At 67.3% G+C, this 15,862-nt stretch carries 14 protein-coding genes and 1 pseudogene; 6 read left to right on the top strand and 9 right to left on the bottom strand.

The genetic code is table 11. From position 1 onward, the window contains the following. A pseudogene (locus tag H0W38_RS04370) lies at nt 1-202 on the bottom strand (aromatic ring-hydroxylating dioxygenase subunit alpha); the annotation flags it as partial. A gap of 476 nt (nt 203-678) precedes the next feature. Here H0W38_RS04370 and H0W38_RS04365 point away from each other — a divergent pair. Next, nucleotides 679-1,419 (top strand): sulfite exporter TauE/SafE family protein, encoded by a 741-nt coding sequence (locus H0W38_RS04365; protein WP_292451536.1) that lies wholly within the window; start codon nt 679-681, stop codon nt 1,417-1,419. Nucleotides 1,420-1,473: 54 nt separating this feature from the next. Here H0W38_RS04365 and H0W38_RS04360 read toward each other — a convergent pair whose 3' ends face one another. From H0W38_RS04360 to H0W38_RS04350, 3 genes are read right to left on the bottom strand one after another with little or no spacing between them, the layout of a single operon-like run. Next, the gene (locus H0W38_RS04360) at nt 1,474-1,932 is read right to left on the bottom strand and encodes a cyclic nucleotide-binding domain-containing protein (protein ID WP_292451534.1); all 459 of its coding nucleotides are present in this window, start codon (nt 1,930-1,932) and stop codon (nt 1,474-1,476) included. 33 nt (nt 1,933-1,965) lie between these two features. Next, a complete protein-coding gene (locus H0W38_RS04355) occupies nt 1,966-3,417 on the bottom strand; it encodes a sigma-54 dependent transcriptional regulator (protein ID WP_292451533.1) in 1,452 nt (483 codons plus the stop codon). Next, nucleotides 3,414-4,439, bottom strand: coding sequence for an ATP-binding protein (locus H0W38_RS04350; RefSeq protein WP_292451531.1), 1,026 nt, complete (start codon nt 4,437-4,439; stop codon nt 3,414-3,416). Before H0W38_RS04350 ends, H0W38_RS04355 begins: the two co-directional genes overlap by 4 nt. A 233-nt stretch (nt 4,440-4,672) precedes the next feature. On the opposite strand from H0W38_RS04350, the gene H0W38_RS04345 reads away from it, so the two are divergent. Together H0W38_RS04345 and H0W38_RS04340 are read left to right on the top strand one after the other, a co-directional pair. After that, a complete protein-coding gene (locus tag H0W38_RS04345; protein ID WP_292451530.1) occupies nt 4,673-5,482 on the top strand; it encodes an IclR family transcriptional regulator in 810 nt (269 codons plus the stop codon). Next, nucleotides 5,479-6,255 carry a sulfite exporter TauE/SafE family protein gene (locus H0W38_RS04340; protein WP_292451528.1) on the top strand — a complete coding sequence of 259 codons (777 nt, stop codon included), beginning with the start codon at nt 5,479-5,481 and terminating at the stop codon, nt 6,253-6,255. The genes H0W38_RS04345 and H0W38_RS04340 overlap by 4 nt, the downstream gene beginning before the upstream one ends. Before the next feature lie 28 nt (nt 6,256-6,283). On the opposite strand, the gene H0W38_RS04335 is transcribed toward H0W38_RS04340, so the two are convergent. From H0W38_RS04335 to H0W38_RS04320, 4 genes are all read right to left on the bottom strand, one after another. Further along, entirely contained in the window at nt 6,284-7,594 is a 1,311-nt protein-coding gene (locus tag H0W38_RS04335) for a TRAP transporter large permease subunit (RefSeq protein WP_292451526.1), read from the bottom strand. A gap of 40 nt (nt 7,595-7,634) precedes the next feature. Continuing rightward, nucleotides 7,635-8,192, bottom strand: coding sequence for a TRAP transporter small permease subunit (locus tag H0W38_RS04330; protein ID WP_292451524.1), 558 nt, complete (start codon nt 8,190-8,192; stop codon nt 7,635-7,637). Nucleotides 8,193-8,276: 84 nt separating this feature from the next. Then, nucleotides 8,277-9,410, bottom strand: a complete 1,134-nt coding sequence (locus tag H0W38_RS04325) for a TRAP transporter substrate-binding protein (protein WP_292451522.1) — start codon at nt 9,408-9,410, stop codon at nt 8,277-8,279. 63 nt (nt 9,411-9,473) lie between these two features. Beyond that, a complete protein-coding gene (locus tag H0W38_RS04320) occupies nt 9,474-11,096 on the bottom strand; it encodes a choline dehydrogenase (protein WP_292451520.1) in 1,623 nt (540 codons plus the stop codon). A 161-nt stretch (nt 11,097-11,257) separates the two neighbouring features. Here H0W38_RS04320 and H0W38_RS04315 point away from each other — a divergent pair, with 161 nt between their 5' ends. From H0W38_RS04315 to H0W38_RS04305, 3 genes are all read left to right on the top strand, one after another. Next, the gene (locus H0W38_RS04315; protein ID WP_292451519.1) at nt 11,258-12,037 is read left to right on the top strand and encodes an IclR family transcriptional regulator; all 780 of its coding nucleotides are present in this window, start codon (nt 11,258-11,260) and stop codon (nt 12,035-12,037) included. A 191-nt stretch (nt 12,038-12,228) separates the two neighbouring features. Further along, a complete protein-coding gene (locus H0W38_RS04310; RefSeq protein WP_292451518.1) occupies nt 12,229-13,281 on the top strand; it encodes a tripartite tricarboxylate transporter substrate binding protein in 1,053 nt (350 codons plus the stop codon). Between the two features lie 37 nt (nt 13,282-13,318). Next, complete coding sequence (locus H0W38_RS04305; RefSeq protein WP_292451516.1) at nt 13,319-14,920, top strand: gamma-glutamyltransferase family protein; 1,602 nt, start codon at nt 13,319-13,321, stop codon at nt 14,918-14,920. A gap of 92 nt (nt 14,921-15,012) precedes the next feature. Here H0W38_RS04305 and H0W38_RS04300 read toward each other — a convergent pair. Beyond that, on the bottom strand, nt 15,013-15,862 hold an 850-nt coding region (locus H0W38_RS04300), incomplete at its 5' end, for a universal stress protein (RefSeq protein WP_292451514.1).

Raw genomic sequence — 15,862 nt, 5'->3', positions numbered from 1 at the left:
CCCCCCCGCCCGGATGGCTGAACGTCCGGTAGTCGTAGGCACCGGGCAGTTCGGACTCATGGCACGCGATGATCCAGCACTTGTTGAAGATGGCTTCCTGCTCGCGCCGGAAGATTGCTTCGTCGGTGTAGATGTCGGTGCTGACGAAATGCGTTTCGGGAAACTGGGGCCGCTCTTTCCATTCGACTGAGTTGCGTGACATGAAGATCTCCGTGTGGTTGCTTGAAGCCGTCAGCGTACTGCAATGGCGGGCTCTCGAAGACCAGTACTTGCATAGCCCGTGCCGGGCCGAAGCAATCGGCGTTAAGTCGGTTTTCGGGACTGCGTGAACGCTTTTTGGCGCCGAGTCGAGGGTTTACCAAAAGACTCTTTTCGACCCGGCGTTTCGATTCGAAACCTGGCCGCGTTTCGATTCGAAACGCCGGGTCGAATGCCGGCTTTCGCGAAACGAGCGCTGCCTCGGCCGAGCGATAGAAGCGTTCATTTGCAGCGCTCCGTCTTTCGCGCGGCCTCGCGGTGCTTCACGCAAAGCGATGACTCTCGTGGCACCAAGCTTGCGGTTGTGCACCGCACAAAGCGCAGAGCTCCGCCGCGGCGGCCCCCAACCCACCCTGTCCTGATCCGAACACGGGTCCGACTTCCCATGTGCCTCGTCCGCTCACTTTCGATCGCTCGCCGATGCTCGCGCTGAGCGGCGTGGCCGTCATTGTCGGCCTGCTGATCGGCGCAGTCGGCGTCGGTGGCGTGCTGCTCATTCCGGCGCTCGAACTGTTGACCTCGATGTCCATCCAGACGGCGATGGCGACAGCGCTGTTCACATTCATCTTTACCGGCATCGTCGCGACCGTGCTGTTCCAGCGCCGCGGCAGCATCGACTGGTCGATCACCCTGCCGCTGTGCGTGGGCGGCGCGCTGTTCGGCTTTGCCGGCGCCTGGGCCAACTCCCTGCTCGACGCTTCGGTGCTGACCTTGATCCTCGCGGTGCTGATCGTTTTCGCCGGGATCTACACGCTGATGAGCAATGCCGCCGCGCGGCGCGCCGCTTTCGAGGGGCGGCCCCGCGCGCGGCGCAATCTCCTGTTCGTGGTGGGCGCACTGACCGGCTTCGGCTCCGGTCTCACCGGCGTGGGGGGGCCGGCGCTGTCGGTGCCGATGATGGTGATGCTGGGTTTCTCGCCGCTGGCCACCGTGGGCGCGAGCCAGGTCGTGCAGATCCTCGCGGCGGTGTCCGGCAGCGCTGGCAACCTGTTCCATGGCCAGATCGACTTCCGGCTCGCCGGGATCCTGACCGTGTTCGAGATCATCGGCGTGTGCCTCGGCGTTTACCTCGCGCATGCCGTCAATGCGCGGTTCCTGCGCCGAGGCGTGGGGGTGCTTTGCGTCGCGGTGGGTGCAGGACTCCTGATCCGCTCCCTGTGAATCGCCGGTGGGTCCCTGGCTCGCTGTGAGCGGCGCCGCCGCCCGGTGCCCGACTCAACCTGCCGCGAAGGCGGTGAGCGTGCTGGTGATCAGGCGGGTCAACTGCGTCATCAGGCGGTAACCCAGCGTGTGGTCGTCTTCCATCAGCCGGATCAGCTTCGCGCCATCGATGACCAGGAACCGACAGGGCGTCAGGCACGACGCGGTGGCGATGCGCAGGCTGGAGTCGGGCGTGAGCGCCGCCCAGCCGAACACCTCCCCGCGCCGCAGGATGTCGCCCGCGCTGGCGTTGCGCTCGCCCAGGCCGATCGCCAGCCTCACCATGCCGCGAACCAGCACGTAGGCCTTGGTGGCGGGCTCGCCGATGTCGTAGATGTGATGACCTTCGTCGCACTGCTGCATGCGGCTCAAGGCCGCCACCTGGCGCAACTGTTCGGGCGTCAGGTCCTGAAAGAACCCTGTCTGCGACAGGATCACGTAAGGCGTCATCGCCGCGGCGGTGGGGTTCGTCATGGAAGCGACCTTCATGATCATGCTGCGCTGCAATCAGTTCGCGTTGTGCTCTTTGATCGAGCGGGAATCTTCGGGCGCCGCCGTGCTGCGATCGCTGCTGCGGTACAGGCCCCAGTTGCGGCGCCGCATCCACAAGGCCTTGCGCCCGATGCCCAGGATCGCCGCCAGCGCGGTCTCGCTGTGGCTGTCCTGGTAGAGCGTGATGACCTCCCGTATGTACTCCTCGATCGACAGCGGCGCGCCTTCGAGCTTGAGCACCAGCGTGTCCTTGGGCGGCAAGGCGATCATGTCTTCCAGTTCTGCCGCGGTCAGCAGTTCGGATTCGGCCAGGATCACGGCGCGCTCGATCACGTTCTGCAGTTCCCGCACGTTGCCCGGCCAGCTGTACTGGTTGAGCAGATCGAGAAAATCCTCGCGCATGCCGTGAACGCGGTTGCCGAACTTGCGGCTGAACTGCTGCATGAAGCGCCTGGCGAGCATCTCGATGTCGCGGCCCCGATCACGCAACGGCGGCACATGGATCGTGATGACGTTCAGACGGTAGAAGAGGTCGGCGCGGAAGCTCCCGTTCTCCGCGCTTTCCTTGAGGTTGCGGTTGCTGGCGGCCAGGAAACGGGTGTCGGTGCTGAAGCTCTGCGAGGAGCCGAGCGGGCGCACCTGGCGCTCCTGAATCACGCGCAGCAGCTTGACCTGGACATTGAGCGGCATCTCGGAGATTTCGTCCAGAAACAGCGTGCCGCCGCTGGCTTCGCGGATCAGGCCTTCGCTCGAACTCACCGCGCCGGTGTACGCGCCCTTGGCGTGGCCGAACAGTTCGGATTCGATCAACTCGGACGGAATGGCGCCGCAGTTCACCGGCACGAACGGGCGATTGGCGCGCGCGCCGCCGAAGTGGATCGCCTGCGCAACCAGTTCCTTGCCGGTCCCGCTCTCGCCCTGGATGAGCACGTTCGCGTCGGTGCCGGCCACGCGCTCGATCATGGCCTGCAGCCGCTTGATGCCTTCGCTCTCGCCGATGATCGCGTTTTGCGAGAACGCCTTGCGCAGACTGCGCTTGAGCGCGAGGTTCTCCCGGCGCGTGCGGCGTTCGCTCAGTGCGCGCTCGACGGAGAACGCGAAGTCGTCGTTGTCGAACGGCTTGATGATGTAGTCGCTGGCGCCGCGGCGCAGCGCCTCGATCGCGCTTTCGACCGACGAGTAGCTCGTCATCAGGATGACCTGCGTCTCGGGGTTCGTCGTCTTGGCAGCGGCGACGATGTCCAGGCCGCTCGCGTCCGGCAGGCGCAGGTCGGTGATGACCATGGCGAATTCGCCGGTCTCGATCTGCTGCAGGCCTTGCGAGCCCGTGCGGGCGACGACGCAATGGTGGCCGCTTCGCTGGAGCAGCATCTCGACGCAGTCGCCCACGCCGTGATCGTCGTCGACCACCAGGATCCGTTCCGCGGATCGCTGCCGCTGCGGCTCGTCGGGGGCGGAAGAGCTCATGGTCTTTCGCGCGGCAGTTCGACGCAAAAGGACGCGCCGGGAGCCGGGCTTCGCTCGACCTTCAGCGTGCCCCCGTGCTCGAGCACGATCTCGCTGCTGATCGCCAGGCCCAGACCGGTGCCTTGCCCGGTCGGCTTGGTGGTGAAAAAAGGTTCGAACATCCGCGCCAGCACGGCCTCGGAGATGCCCGGACCGCTGTCGCTGACGATCACTTGCACGCTGTTGCCGGCATCGACGGTGCGGATGCTAAGACTCCCGGATCCGTCCATGGCCTGCGCCGCGTTCAGAAACAGGTTGAGGAAAACTTCGGAGAGTTGCCCGGTGTTGCCGAAGACGAGCGCCGAGGCATCGGTGCTCCACTGCAGCTCGATCCGGTCGAGCAGTTTTTCCTGCCGCATGACCTGCAGCGCTTCGTCGATGGCGACGTCCACCGCGAACTGCGAACGCGGCTCCTCGCCGACCCGCGAGAACATCACCAGGCGGCGCGATATGTCCAAAATTTTCTTGACGCTGGACTCGATGCTGCTCAGGCCCTTTTCGAGCACGCGGTCATCGGGCCGTTTTTCCGAGCGCAGGAGCTGCACGACCGAATGCAGGGAGGTCAGCGGATTGCTGATCTCGTGACACACGCCCGCCACCATGAAGCCGAGCGCGGCGAGGCGCGCGGCCTGGATGTCCGCGCCCGTCAGCTGCCGCAGTTCGGTCTGCGCCATGACGATCAGGCAGGCACCCCAGTCAGTGCGGCGCAGGATGATCCGCTCCTGCACCTCCTCGCCGGAGGGCAGCGCACGCGTGGTGTCGACCTCCTGCGGCGTCAGCCAGGGCGGCTCGCCCCGCAGCGCGGCGATGTAGTGCCCGGCGCGCTCGCGCAGGCTCGGCGGCGGCTCGGGCCGGGCTGCCGGCACGCCGACTTCCTCGCTGGTAAGCATCACCGCGCCGTCATGGCCGAGCATCAGCGCCGGCCACGGGATCACCGCGAAGACCGCATCGAACACGTCGAAGGACGCATGGTTGGCGCGCATCGGATTCATATATATGGGTGGGCCCGGACCGCGTCGGCTCCGTGCCGGATGGTATGAAATCCTTCGCAAGCACTGCAATAGAGAGCGACCCGACGCGGCGATCGCGTCCGCCCGATCACGCCATGAGCGCAACGGGCGCCTCGCCTCGGCGCCGCAGGTTGACGCCCCCCCGACCGGCCTCTACAGTCGTTCTACTATTTCTGACAGCGTTCCAAATAGTGGAACGGCCGAGCATGCCACACGTGGACTCGACGCTGACCAAAGGATTGGCCGTGCTCGAATGGCTGATCCGACAGCAGCGCGACTGCCGCGTTGCCGACGTGGCGCAGGCCTTCGGCATGGCGCGCAGCAACGCGCACCGCACGCTGCACACGCTCGTGGCATGCGGTTGGGCTCGGCAGAACGGGCAAACCAGTGCCTACCGGGCGAGCCCGCGCGTGTTCGAACTCGGCGCACTGATCGAATCGGCTGCGGATCTGCGCACGCTGCTGCACCCGCTGCTGGCCCTGTTGGCGCACGAGACCGGCGAGACCATCCACCTGGCCGCACTGGACGGTGCGGAGGTCGTTTACCTCGACAAGTTCGACAGCCCCTTGCCGGTGGCCGCGTACTCGCGCGTGGGTGGCCGGGCCCCCGCCTACTGCGTGGCTTCCGGCAAGGCCCTGCTGGCGGCGGGCGAGCACACGCATGAATCGTTGCGCGAGAGCCTGGGCGCACTGCTGCCGCATACCCCCAACACGCTCACCGACTTCGGAGCGCTGTGGGCCGACCTCGAGCGCACCCGTGCCCGCGGTTTCTCCGAGAACCGTGAGGAGTGGCGGCTTGGCGTTTGCGGGCTCGGCGCGCCCGTCTTCAACGCACGCAATGAGCCGGTGGCCGCCGTGGGCATCAGCGTGCCGTCGATCCGCTTCGCGCGAACGCAGGTGCGCGCGCTTGCCGATCGGCTGCTGGCCTGCGCTCGTGATTCGAGCGTCGCACTGGGCTACGCGAACAGCGGCGAGGTGCCTGCTCGGAGAACCGCCGCCGCGGTGAAGCGACGGTGACGATTGCGCCTTCCTTGCTGCTGGCCGGGCTGCTGGTGGCGCTGGTCGCCGGTGTTGTTCGCGGTTTCGCCGGCTTCGGCTTCTCTGCCCTGACCGTGGCGGGCATGTCGCTGTTCATGCCGCCTGCGTCCATCGTGCCGGTCGCTCTTGTGCTCGAGGTGCTTGCGAGCCTCAGCCTTTTGCGCAGCACGGCTCACCATGCCGACCACGACTGGCTGCGATGGCTGGTCGCGGGCAACGCGGTGTTCATTCCGGTGGGCGTGGCGCTGCTGACGGTGCTGCCCGACACGCTGCTGCGCCTGCTGGTCGGCGCAGCGCTGATGACCACTGCGGCCGGGCTGCGCATCGGCGTCGGGTATCGCTTCGCGCCGAGCCGTCGCCTGCGCGCGACAGCCGGCGTGGTGTCCGGCCTGTTGACCGGCGTCGCGGCCAGCGGCGGCGTGGTGGCCGCGATGCTCATGACCGCTTCCGGCATGCCGCCGGCCGCCCTTCGCGGCACGATGATCACTTTCCTCGTGTTCTGCGGAAGCTACGCGCTGGTGTGCGCTGCCCTGGCAACGACCGGAGCGATGCCGGCGTCCCGGCTGCTAGGCCCCGACACGCTGGTCTGGGGCCTGGTGCTCGGCTCGGGCATGCTCGCCGGCATCCGGATCGGCCGGCACTTGTTCGAAGGCGCCGACCCGGCGCGCTTTCATGGTTTCGTGCTGAACCTGCTGATCTTCATCTCCGGTCTCGGCGTGGCGCGCGCGGCGTACGATCTCGCTGGCAACTGATCGAACGGGCGGGTATCGATCCGCGCCGTCAGTTGACCCCCGGCAACCACGTGGCGAGCTTCGGAAACAGCAGCAGCAACCCAACCGCGACCACCTGCAGGATCAGGAACTGCACCATGCCAGCGTAGATCTGCTTGAGCTCCCACTGCGGCACGACGCCTTTCAGGAAGTAGGCCGACAAGGCCACCGGCGGCGAGAGCCAGGCCGTCTGCAGCGTCACCGCGACCAGCGTGCAGAACCAGATCAGGTCGATGCCCGCCGCCTGCACGATCGGCAGCACCACCGGCACGACGATAAGCACGATCGGTACCCATTCGAGCGGCCAGCCCAGCACGAAGATCAGCGCCAGGATGAGCACCAGCATCATCGTCGGCGGCAGCGACAGGCTGAGCAGCCATTCGGCCATGTACTGCGGGCTGCCCAGGCGAGAGAACACCGAGCCGAAGAGGTTCGAGGCTGCCACCAGCAGCAGGATCATGCTGGAGACCTCGAGTGTCTGGTAGGCCGACTTGCGAATCTTCGCGAACGTCATGCGGCCCGAGCCCACGGTGAGCACGAAGGTGGCGAAGCAACCGACCGCGCCCGCGTCGGTGGGCGTGGCAATGCCGAACAGGATCACGCCGAGTGTGGCCATGATGACCACGACGACCGGCAGCACGCCCAGCACCAGGTCCATCACCACCGGCCCGAGCGATGGGGCGCGCATCTCCATCGGCAACGCCGGGCCGAGCGAGGGGTTGATCCAGCAGCGCACCAGGCACCACAGCGTGAACAGGGTGGAGAGCAGCAGCCCGGGCAGCACGGCCGCGGCGAACAGGTCGGTGGCGGGCACGCCCACCACCGGCCCCATCACGATCAGCATCACGCTGGGCGGGATCAGGATGCCGAGGGTGCCACCGGCGGCGATGGCGCCGGCGCTCATCTTCGCGTCGTAGCCGCTCTTGATCATGGAAGGCCCGGCCATCACGCCGAGCAGCGTGACGGCGGAGCCGACGATGCCGGTGGCCGCCGCGAAGATGGTGGCGGTGACGAGCACGGCGATGTAGAGCGAGCCGCGCACGCCGGCTAGCAGCTGCTGGATGCCTTTGAACAGGCGCTCGACCAACCCCGACTGTTCGAGCAGGAAGCCCATGAACAGGAAGAAGGGGATCGACGCGAGCACCGTGTCGCGCATGACCGAGTAGGTTTGCAGGACAGCCAGGTCGAACACCACCGGCCCGAGCGCGATGAAGCCGGTGGCCAGCGAGACGGCGCCGAGGGTGAAGGAAATCGGAAAGCCGATGAAGATGACGCCGAACAGCACACAGAGCGCCGCGATGCCCAGGATTTCATTGCTCATCGATGGGCTCCGGCTTCGGTCTTCGCTGCGGGCAGGCGGTTCATGCGTCCACCTCCGGCACGGGGGCCGGGACGGGCCATTCCCCAGCGCGCAGCGTGTGGAGGCACTTGAGGCACTCGCTCAGTCCCTGGATCAGCAGCAGCACGCCGGCCAGCGGCATGGCCAGCCGGAACGGCCAGGTGATCGGCCGCCACGAACTGCTGACGAAGGTTTCGTTGTTGGTCCAGGCCTTCTCGAAGTAGCCCCAGCCGGTGAACACGAAGACTCCGACGAAGGGCAGGAACATGACGAGGTAGCAGGCGAGATCGGTCGCGGCCTGCCGGCGCGGTGACCAACCGATGTAGAGCAGATCGGTGCGCACGTGGCCCTTGCGTTGCAGCGTGTAGGCCGCGCCGAGCATGAAGAAGCTTCCGTACAGCATGAAGGTCATGTCGTAGGCCCATTCGGTGGGTGCGTTGAACACGTAACGCGACACCACTTCGTAGGTCAGCGAAAGCACCATGGGCAGGATCAGCCAGGCGGTGATGTGCCCGGAAGCCAGCGCGATCAAATCGAGGCGGCGCGCCGTGCGCGCGAATCCGCTATCTCGGTCGGTCATGTTCAGCCCTTCACGGATCGGCCGGAACGAAAAGAAAAAACGCGCAGCGACGCATGGACATCGCTGCGCTGCAAACCGCAACGCTCAGGTGGCGTTGGGCGACTCCATGCCGAGGTTGAAATACAGGCCGTTGATCTTGTTCCAGTACGGCACCACGATCTTCGCGAACGCGCGCTGCGAATCGAGCACTTCCTTGAAGAACGGGTTCTTGCCCGCCTCGCGGTCGTAGACCAGGTTGGTGGCCTTGATGAAGGCGGGGAAGATGTCCTTCGGCGTGTCGTGCACGGTGACCTTGAACTCCGTCTTCAGCCGTTGCAGCGCCTGCGCGTTGCGGTGGACGTTGTAGCTGTAGGTCTCCATCATCGTGGCCATCGCCGAGGCTTCGACCACCGCCTTCAGGTCGGCAGGCAGCTTGTTCCACACTGTCTTGTTGATCAGCACTTCGCCCACGTCGGTGGACTGGTGTAGGCCTTGCAGGTAGTAGTGCTTGAAGACCGTGTGAAAGCCCAGCGCCACGTCGTCGGCCGGGCCGATCCATTCGGCCGCGTCGATCACGCCGCGCTGCGCGGCGGGAACGATCTCGCCGCCCGGCATCGCCACCGCGTTGATGCCCATTTCCTTGAAGATTTCGCCGACCAGCCCGGGGGGCGCGCGGTACTTCAGCTTTCTCATGTCCTCGAGCGAGGAGATCGGCGCCTTGAACCAGCCGAGCGGGTCGGGCCCCATGGGCTGCAGCATGAAGGGCTCGACGTTGACCTTGAGCACGTCGGCGTAGAACCGTTTGTAGAGCGCATTGCCGCCGCCCTGCATCAGCCAGGCCACGTGCGAGAGCTGGTCCATGCCGGTGCCCCCGCCGGCGGCCGGGTTGGAGAACAGCCCCGCGGCGCTGTTCTTGCCCGACCAGTAGTGCGCCCAGGAATAGCCACCGTCGACCACGCCCTTGTCCACGGCGTCGAGCATCTCGAAGGCGTTGACCACAGCGCCGTCGGGCAGCATTTCCATCTTCAGGCGCCCGTTCGACATCTTGTCGCAGCGCTCGCCGAAGCGTTTCATCAGATCGAAATAGATGCTCGACGTCGGCACCGCCGTCTGGATCTTCATGCGTGTGACGCCTTGCGCCCTGGCCGGGCCGGTCGTCAGCGCGCCGGCCGATGCCAGTGCTGCCGCGCCGGCGCCGAGCGCCCGCCGCCGTGTCAGTCTCGTCGTCTCTCCAGCCATTTCATTTCTCCTGTTGTCACCTCGAACACCGAAGGCCAGAGGGGCCTTCACCCTTGCGTTTGTCTATCCGTGCATGGCGTCCTCGCGGATCATGTCCGCCGCCTTCTCGGCCAGCATCACGGCCGGCGCGTTGGTATTGCCGGAAACGAGCGTCGGCATCACCGAACAGTCGATCACGCGCAAGCCGGCCAGGCCGTGCACGCGCAGCCGTGCATCGACGACCGCGAGCGCATCGCTGCCCATCTTGCAGGTGCCGCTCGGGTGGAAGATCGTCGCGCCGTGGTTGCGGCAGAACGCCAGCACCTCGGCGTCGGTCGAGGCCTCCGGGCCCGGCTTGACTTCGCGTTTCACGTACGGGCGCATCGCGGGCGCGGCGGCGATCGCCCGCGCGGCCCGCACGGCGGCCACGTTGGTGCGGCGATCGAGTTCGGTCGAAAGGTAGTAGGGCTGCATCTCCGGCGGCTCGAACGGATCGGTGCTGCGCAGGCGCACATGCCCGCGTGCTTCGGGCCGCAACTGGCATACCGACAGCGTGAAGCCCGAGAACGGATGCACCGCGCCGCCGGCCATGTCGGCCGAGAGCGTCGCGACGTGGAACTGGATGTCGGGCGTGGCGGCCTCGCGCGTGCCGTCGGCGCGGCGCAGCGCATGCATGAAGCAGCCGGCCTGGTTGATGCCGATCGCCAGCGGCCCGGTGCGAAAAAGCAGCCACTGCAGGCCGATGCGCATCTGGCCGAGCCATGAGTTGAGCTGGTCGTTGGTGGTGACCGGGCGCGTGCATTCGTAGTTCAGGCGGATCTGCAGGTGGTCCTGCAGGTTCTCGCCGACGCCGGGCAACGCATGGACGACGGGGATGCCATGCCGGTCGAGCAGCGGCTTGGGGCCGACGCCCGACAACTGCAGGAGCTGCGGCGACTGCAGCGCGCCGGCCGCCAGCAGCACTTCGGCGCGGCCGCGCGCCTGCCGGGACACGCCGCCCTGCCAGTAACGGACGCCGACCGCGCGCTGACCCTCGAACACGACGCCGGTGGCCTGCGCCTCGGTGGCGATGCGCAAGTTCGGGCGGCGGCGGGCCGGGCCGAGATAGGCCTTGGCCGTGCTGCAGCGCCAGCCCTTCCAGGTATTGAGCTGGAAGTAGCCGGCGCCTTCCTGGCTCGCGCCGTTGAAGTCGTCGGTGCGGGGCACGCCGATCTCGTTGGCGCCGCCGATGAAGGCCTCGATCAGCTCGTGCTTCGCTGCGATGTCGGACACGCGCAAAGGACCGCTGCCGCCGTGGTAGGTGCTGGCGCCGCGCTGGTTGCCTTCGGAGCGGATGAAGTACGGCAGCACGTCGTCGTATCCCCAGCCGGTGTTGCCGAGCGAGGCCCAGTGGTCGTAGTCCTCGCGCTGGCCGCGGATATAGATCAGGCCGTTGATGGAACTGGAGCCGCCAAGCGTCTTGCCGCGCGGCCAGTAGATGCGCCGCCCGTTCATGCCGGGGTCGGGGTCGGTGTGGAAGCACCAGTTGTACTTGGCGCTCCACATGGTCTTGCCGTAGCCGATGGGCAGGTGGATCCATGGCGAGCGGTCTCGCGGCCCGGCCTCGAGCAGCAGCACACGCGTGGCCGGGTCTTCGCTCAGCCGCGCCGCCAGCACGCAACCCGCCGAGCCTGCACCCACCACGATGTAGTCGAAGTCTTCGGACATCTCGTCTTTCGCGCGAACGAGCAGGCCACGGCGCGATGGCCGAATCGCTGAACGGGGAGGGCAGTCTTCGCCCGATAAATCGGAACGTCGAGTTCCGATAAACCCCATCCTAGAAGCAAAGAAAACGGAACACAATGTTCCGGCGATAGCTGTTTACCCGCATGGAACGACCTCCCGCGACCCGACGAACCACAGCAGCCACCGGCTCCTCGGCCGAGCGCAGCCTGCGCCTGCTGGCCGCGCTGGCGAGTGCGGGTCGTGCGTTGTCGCTGGCCGAGCTGGCGGCGCATCTCGGGCTCCCCAAGGCCACGGCGCACCGCTTGTGCGCGCAGCTGCTCGACAGCGGTTTCCTCGCCCGGGAAATCGACGAGCGCTTCTTCGTGGCCGGCCCCGCGCTGCGCCAGCTCGCGCTCGACACGCTCAACCACGACAGCGTGCGCGGCCTGCGCCATGTGGTGCTGGCCGAGTTGGTGACGCAGATCGGCGAGACCTGCAACTTCACGACGCTCGACGGCGCCAGCGTGCTGTATCTCGATCGGGTGGAAGCCCCCTGGCCCTGGCGCCTCACGCTGGACGTGGGCGTGCACGTGCCGCTGCACTGCACCGCCAGCGGCAAGCTCTTCCTCGCCTTGATGCCGCGCGAACAGCGCGACGCGTTGCTCGCGCACTTGCCGCTGCAGCGCCTGACCGTCAACACGCTGACATCGCGCAAGGCCCTGCGTGCGGAATGCGAACAGATCGCCGAGCGCGGCTGCTCGGTCGACCGTGAGGAGTTCATCCTCGGTCTGATCGCTGTGGCCGTGCCGGTGCTGGACCCGCAAGGCCGCACACGCGCCGCCATTGCCGTTCACGCGCCGTCGGCGCGGCTGACGCTCGATGCGGCGCTGAAGAAGCTGGCGGCGTTGCGGGAAGCCGCTGTGAAGATGAGCGCGTTGCTGTGAACGCCGCCGACCTTGGTGGGTGAAAAGTATTTTGCGGAAAACGGTACTGCCGGCGCGGCTGCGTCGCGTAAGTTTCCAGGTGGCCCGTGCCGACCGGCGCCGACTCCGAGGCGTCGCGCCTGAGCTCGCACGACCTGCGCGCCGGTGCCGGCGTCCACGAGATCCTTCCCCTCATCAAGCAAAGGTCCGACATGAACGACAAGTCTTCCCCTCCCGACATGTGCAGCCCGAGCGACCACGATGCGCCGGCACTTTCGAGGCGCCGCGCCCTGGGCTTGGCGGGCGGTGTCGCCTTGTCGGCGGGGGGAGTGCTTGCGGGCTGGCCATTGCTCGCCAACGCCCAGGACTATCCGTCCAAGACCGTCCGCATGGTCATCGCCTTCCCCCCGGCCGGTGCCACCGACATCCTGGCGCGCGCCGTCGCGCAGCGACTGGGCGACACGCTCGGCCAGCAGATCGTCGTGGAAAACAAGCCCGGCGCCGGCGGGATGATCGGTCTGGAAAACGCCGCGCAGTCCGCGCCCGATGGCTACAACCTTTTCCTGTGCGCGCTGACCAACCAGGCGATCGCCGGGCACCTCTATCCGAACGCCACCTCCGACATCTCGCGCGATTTCGAGCCGGTCTCGCTGCTGGCCAACGGCGCGCACATGCTCAACGTGCACCCTTCGGTACCGGCCAAGACGCTGCCCGAATTCATCCAGTGGCTCAAGGCCAACGACGGCAAGGTCACCTACGCCTCGCAGGGCAACGGCACGCTCTCGCACCTGGAAACCGAACTGCTCGCTCAGCGCCTGAACCTCAAGCTCACGCACATCCCATACAAGGGCAGCTCGCAGGCGCTGCCCGACCTGCTGGCCGGCACCGTGTCCTTCATGTTCGACAGCGTGGCCGCCTCGATGGTGCACGTGAAGGCGGGCAAGCTGCGCGCGCTGGCCGTGGCCGCCACGCAGCGCGTGCCGGCCTTCCCCGATCTGCCCACCGTGGCCGAAGGCGGCGTGCCGGGCTACGACGTGGACAACTGGTTCGGCCTGTTCGTGCCCAAGGGCACGCCGGCGGACATCGTCAAGCGGCTCAACGCTGACCTCGCCAAGGTGCTGGCCGACCCCGAGCTCGGCAAGGTGCTGGTTCAGCAGGGCTATGCGATCCAGCACGGTGATCCGGCCAAGTTGGCTGCGGTGACGAAGGCCGAGCGCAGCAAGTGGGGCGAAGTGATCAAGACCGCCAACGTCACCATCCGTTGATCGATCGCAGCGCACGGATAAATCGAAAGCCCGCCTCATGAAGTGTCAGTTCGCTCCCACCAGCGGGCGCCAGCCTGTGTTTGCGCGCAACGTCGTGGCGACTTCGCAGCCGCTGGCCGCACAGGCCGGTGCCGCGGTGTTCGCGCGCGGCGGCAACGCCATCGATGCTGCGCTGGCCGCCGCCATTACGCTGACCGTCGTCGAGCCGACCATGAACGGCATCGGCGGCGATGCTTTCGCGCTGGTTTGGGACGGGCAGGCGCTGCACGGCCTGAACGCCTGTGGCCGCGCGCCGGCAACATGGAACCCGAAGCGCTTCGCCGGTTCGGCCGAGATGCCGAAGATCGGCTGGGAGAGCGTCACCGTGCCGGGCGTCGTCTCGAGCTGGGTGGCGCTGTCCGAGCGCTTCGGTGCGCTGCCTTTCGAAGACCTGTTCGTGGATGCCTTGCGCCATGCGCGCGATGGCTTTCCGGTCAGCCCGGTGATCGGCCGGCAGTGGGCGCAGGCGGTCATCGACCTGGGCAGCCAGCCGGGCTTCGATGCGTTCATGCCGGGCGGCCGTGCGCCGCGGGTCGGCGAGATGTGGCGCTTCGAAGACCAGGCGCGCACCCTGGAGGAGATTGCTCGCACGCGCGGCGCCGCCTTTTACGAAGGCCGGCTCGGCGAGGCGATTGCCGCCTTCGCGGCTTCTCATGGAGCGGCGCTGAGCCTCGATGATCTGCGCGCGCACCGTTGTGAATGGGTCGAGCCCATCGGCATCGACTACCAAGGTCACACCGTCCACGAGATTCCGCCCAACGGGCAGGGCATCGCGGCGCTCATGGCGTTGGGCCTGCTCGAGCACCTGCCCTACGCCGACACCGCGCCCGGCTCGGCCGCACGCATGCACCTGGAAATCGAGGCCATGCGCATGGCCTTTGCCGATCTTCAGGCGCACGTGGCCGACCCGGCGCACATGCGCGTGAGCGCATCGCAACTGCTCGATGCGGCCTACCTGCGCGAACGCGCACGCGGCATCGATCCGCGCCGCAGCGGCAGCTACGCGCCGGGGCAGCCGCCCAGCGGCGGCACGGTGTACCTGTGCACGGCCGATGCGCAGGGCCGCATGGTCTCTTTCATCCAGTCCAACTACAAGGGCTTCGGCTCGGGCGTGGTGGTGCCGGGCACGGGTATCGCGCTGCACAACCGCGGCATGGGCTTCGTCACCACACAAGGCCACCCAAACCAGGTGAATGGCGGCAAGCAGCCGCTGCACAGCATCATTCCCGCGTTCATGACGAAGGACGGCGCGCCGGTCATGGCCTTCGGCGTTATGGGCGGCAACATGCAGGCGCAGGGGCACACGCAGATGGTGTTGCGGCGGGTGGCCGAAGGGCTCGATCCGCAGGCCTGCTCGGACGCGCCGCGCTGGCGGATCAACGATGTGGGCGCGTTAACGCTGGAGCCGACCGTGGACGCCAGCGTGGTCGAAGGCCTGACCGCGATGGGCCACGCACCGCAGATCGCGGCGCCGGACAACCTGGAGTTCGGCAGTGCGCAGCTCGTGGTGCGGCTGAATGCCGACACCGTTGGTGGGCCGGAGGCGGCGTATGCAGCGGGCTCGGACCACCGGCGAGACGGGCAGGCGGTGGGCTGCTGAAGAAGGGCTTGCTCCGCGCCGATTCCACGCATTCGGTGGCGGCTTGATCGACCCGGCGCTTTCCCGCAAAGCTCCGCCCGCCCTAGCCGATGTCAGCGCAAGATCAGCACCGGCACATCGCTCAACCGCAACAGCGTGGTGGTGGTGCTGCCCAGGAGCAGCTGGCGCAGCCGAGAGTGTCCGTAGGCACCCATGACCAGCAGCGCCGGCCCCTGCGCCTTGACGAGCGTCGGCAGCACCCGCTGAGGCTCACCCGGCACCAGCTCGGTCTCCACCGCCATGCCGGCCGCGCCGAGCGTCGCGCCCGCCTCATCGAGTTGCCGTCGCGCCGCGCTCGTGTTTTCGCCGACCCGCGCTACCAGCACGGGCAGTCCGGCAACCAGCTTGTGTCGGCTGAGCGCCGAGACCGCCCGGCGTGCCATGACGCTGCCGTCGAAGGCGACCACCACCCTTCGCGGCGCCTCGAAGGCGTCGGCCGTGGCGACCAGAATCGGCCGGCGCACAGCACGAATGACCTGCTCCACATGGTGATCGGCGTGGAGTCTTGCCGGGCCGCCCGCGTGGTAATGCTCACCCAGCACGAAGAGGCCGGCTTCCGCCTGCATCTCCATGACGGCCTCGACGAATTCGCCGTGCCGCAGACGGGCATCGAGCCGGGTCGCGCCAGCGGCGGCGGCACGCTCGCGAGCGTGCGTCAGAAGCCGACGTCCGGCTTCGCGTGCCTGGCGGCTTCGCTGCTCGTCCTGCTCGCTCAGCGCCTGCAGCAGCGATTCTTGCGCGCCGAGGCCGATCGCGCCGCTGAAGTCGGTGACCTCCGCATGCTCGGGATGGCGCTCCAGTACGTGCAGGAACTCCAGCGGCACTTCGAGGCGGCGCGCCGACCAGGCGGCCCAGTCGATCACGGCGTCGGTGTTCGCCAGCCCGTCGATGCAGGCATAGACC

This window comes from Methylibium sp. (genome assembly GCF_013817365.1).
Lineage (GTDB): Bacteria > Pseudomonadota > Gammaproteobacteria > Burkholderiales > Burkholderiaceae_C > Methylibium.
This window is presented reverse-complemented; position numbering and strand designations above follow the sequence as displayed.

What these genes read in the sequence shown, in the direction of transcription:
- H0W38_RS04365 (WP_292451536.1), top strand. Translation starts at nt 679, where the DNA reads ATGCTCGCGCTGAGCGGCGTGGCCGTCATTGTCGGCCTGCTGATCGGC.
- H0W38_RS04360 (WP_292451534.1), bottom strand. Translation starts at nt 1,932, where the DNA reads ATGACGAACCCCACCGCCGCGGCGATGACGCCTTACGTGATCCTGTCG.
- H0W38_RS04355 (WP_292451533.1), bottom strand. Translation starts at nt 3,417, where the DNA reads ATGAGCTCTTCCGCCCCCGACGAGCCGCAGCGGCAGCGATCCGCGGAA.
- H0W38_RS04350 (WP_292451531.1), bottom strand. Translation starts at nt 4,439, where the DNA reads ATGCGCGCCAACCATGCGTCCTTCGACGTGTTCGATGCGGTCTTCGCG.
- H0W38_RS04345 (WP_292451530.1), top strand. Translation starts at nt 4,673, where the DNA reads ATGCCACACGTGGACTCGACGCTGACCAAAGGATTGGCCGTGCTCGAA.
- H0W38_RS04335 (WP_292451526.1), bottom strand. Translation starts at nt 7,594, where the DNA reads ATGAGCAATGAAATCCTGGGCATCGCGGCGCTCTGTGTGCTGTTCGGC.
- H0W38_RS04330 (WP_292451524.1), bottom strand. Translation starts at nt 8,192, where the DNA reads ATGACCGACCGAGATAGCGGATTCGCGCGCACGGCGCGCCGCCTCGAT.
- H0W38_RS04325 (WP_292451522.1), bottom strand. Translation starts at nt 9,410, where the DNA reads ATGGCTGGAGAGACGACGAGACTGACACGGCGGCGGGCGCTCGGCGCC.
- H0W38_RS04320 (WP_292451520.1), bottom strand. Translation starts at nt 11,096, where the DNA reads ATGTCCGAAGACTTCGACTACATCGTGGTGGGTGCAGGCTCGGCGGGT.
- H0W38_RS04315 (WP_292451519.1), top strand. Translation starts at nt 11,258, where the DNA reads ATGGAACGACCTCCCGCGACCCGACGAACCACAGCAGCCACCGGCTCC.
- H0W38_RS04310 (WP_292451518.1), top strand. Translation starts at nt 12,229, where the DNA reads ATGAACGACAAGTCTTCCCCTCCCGACATGTGCAGCCCGAGCGACCAC.
- H0W38_RS04305 (WP_292451516.1), top strand. Translation starts at nt 13,319, where the DNA reads ATGAAGTGTCAGTTCGCTCCCACCAGCGGGCGCCAGCCTGTGTTTGCG.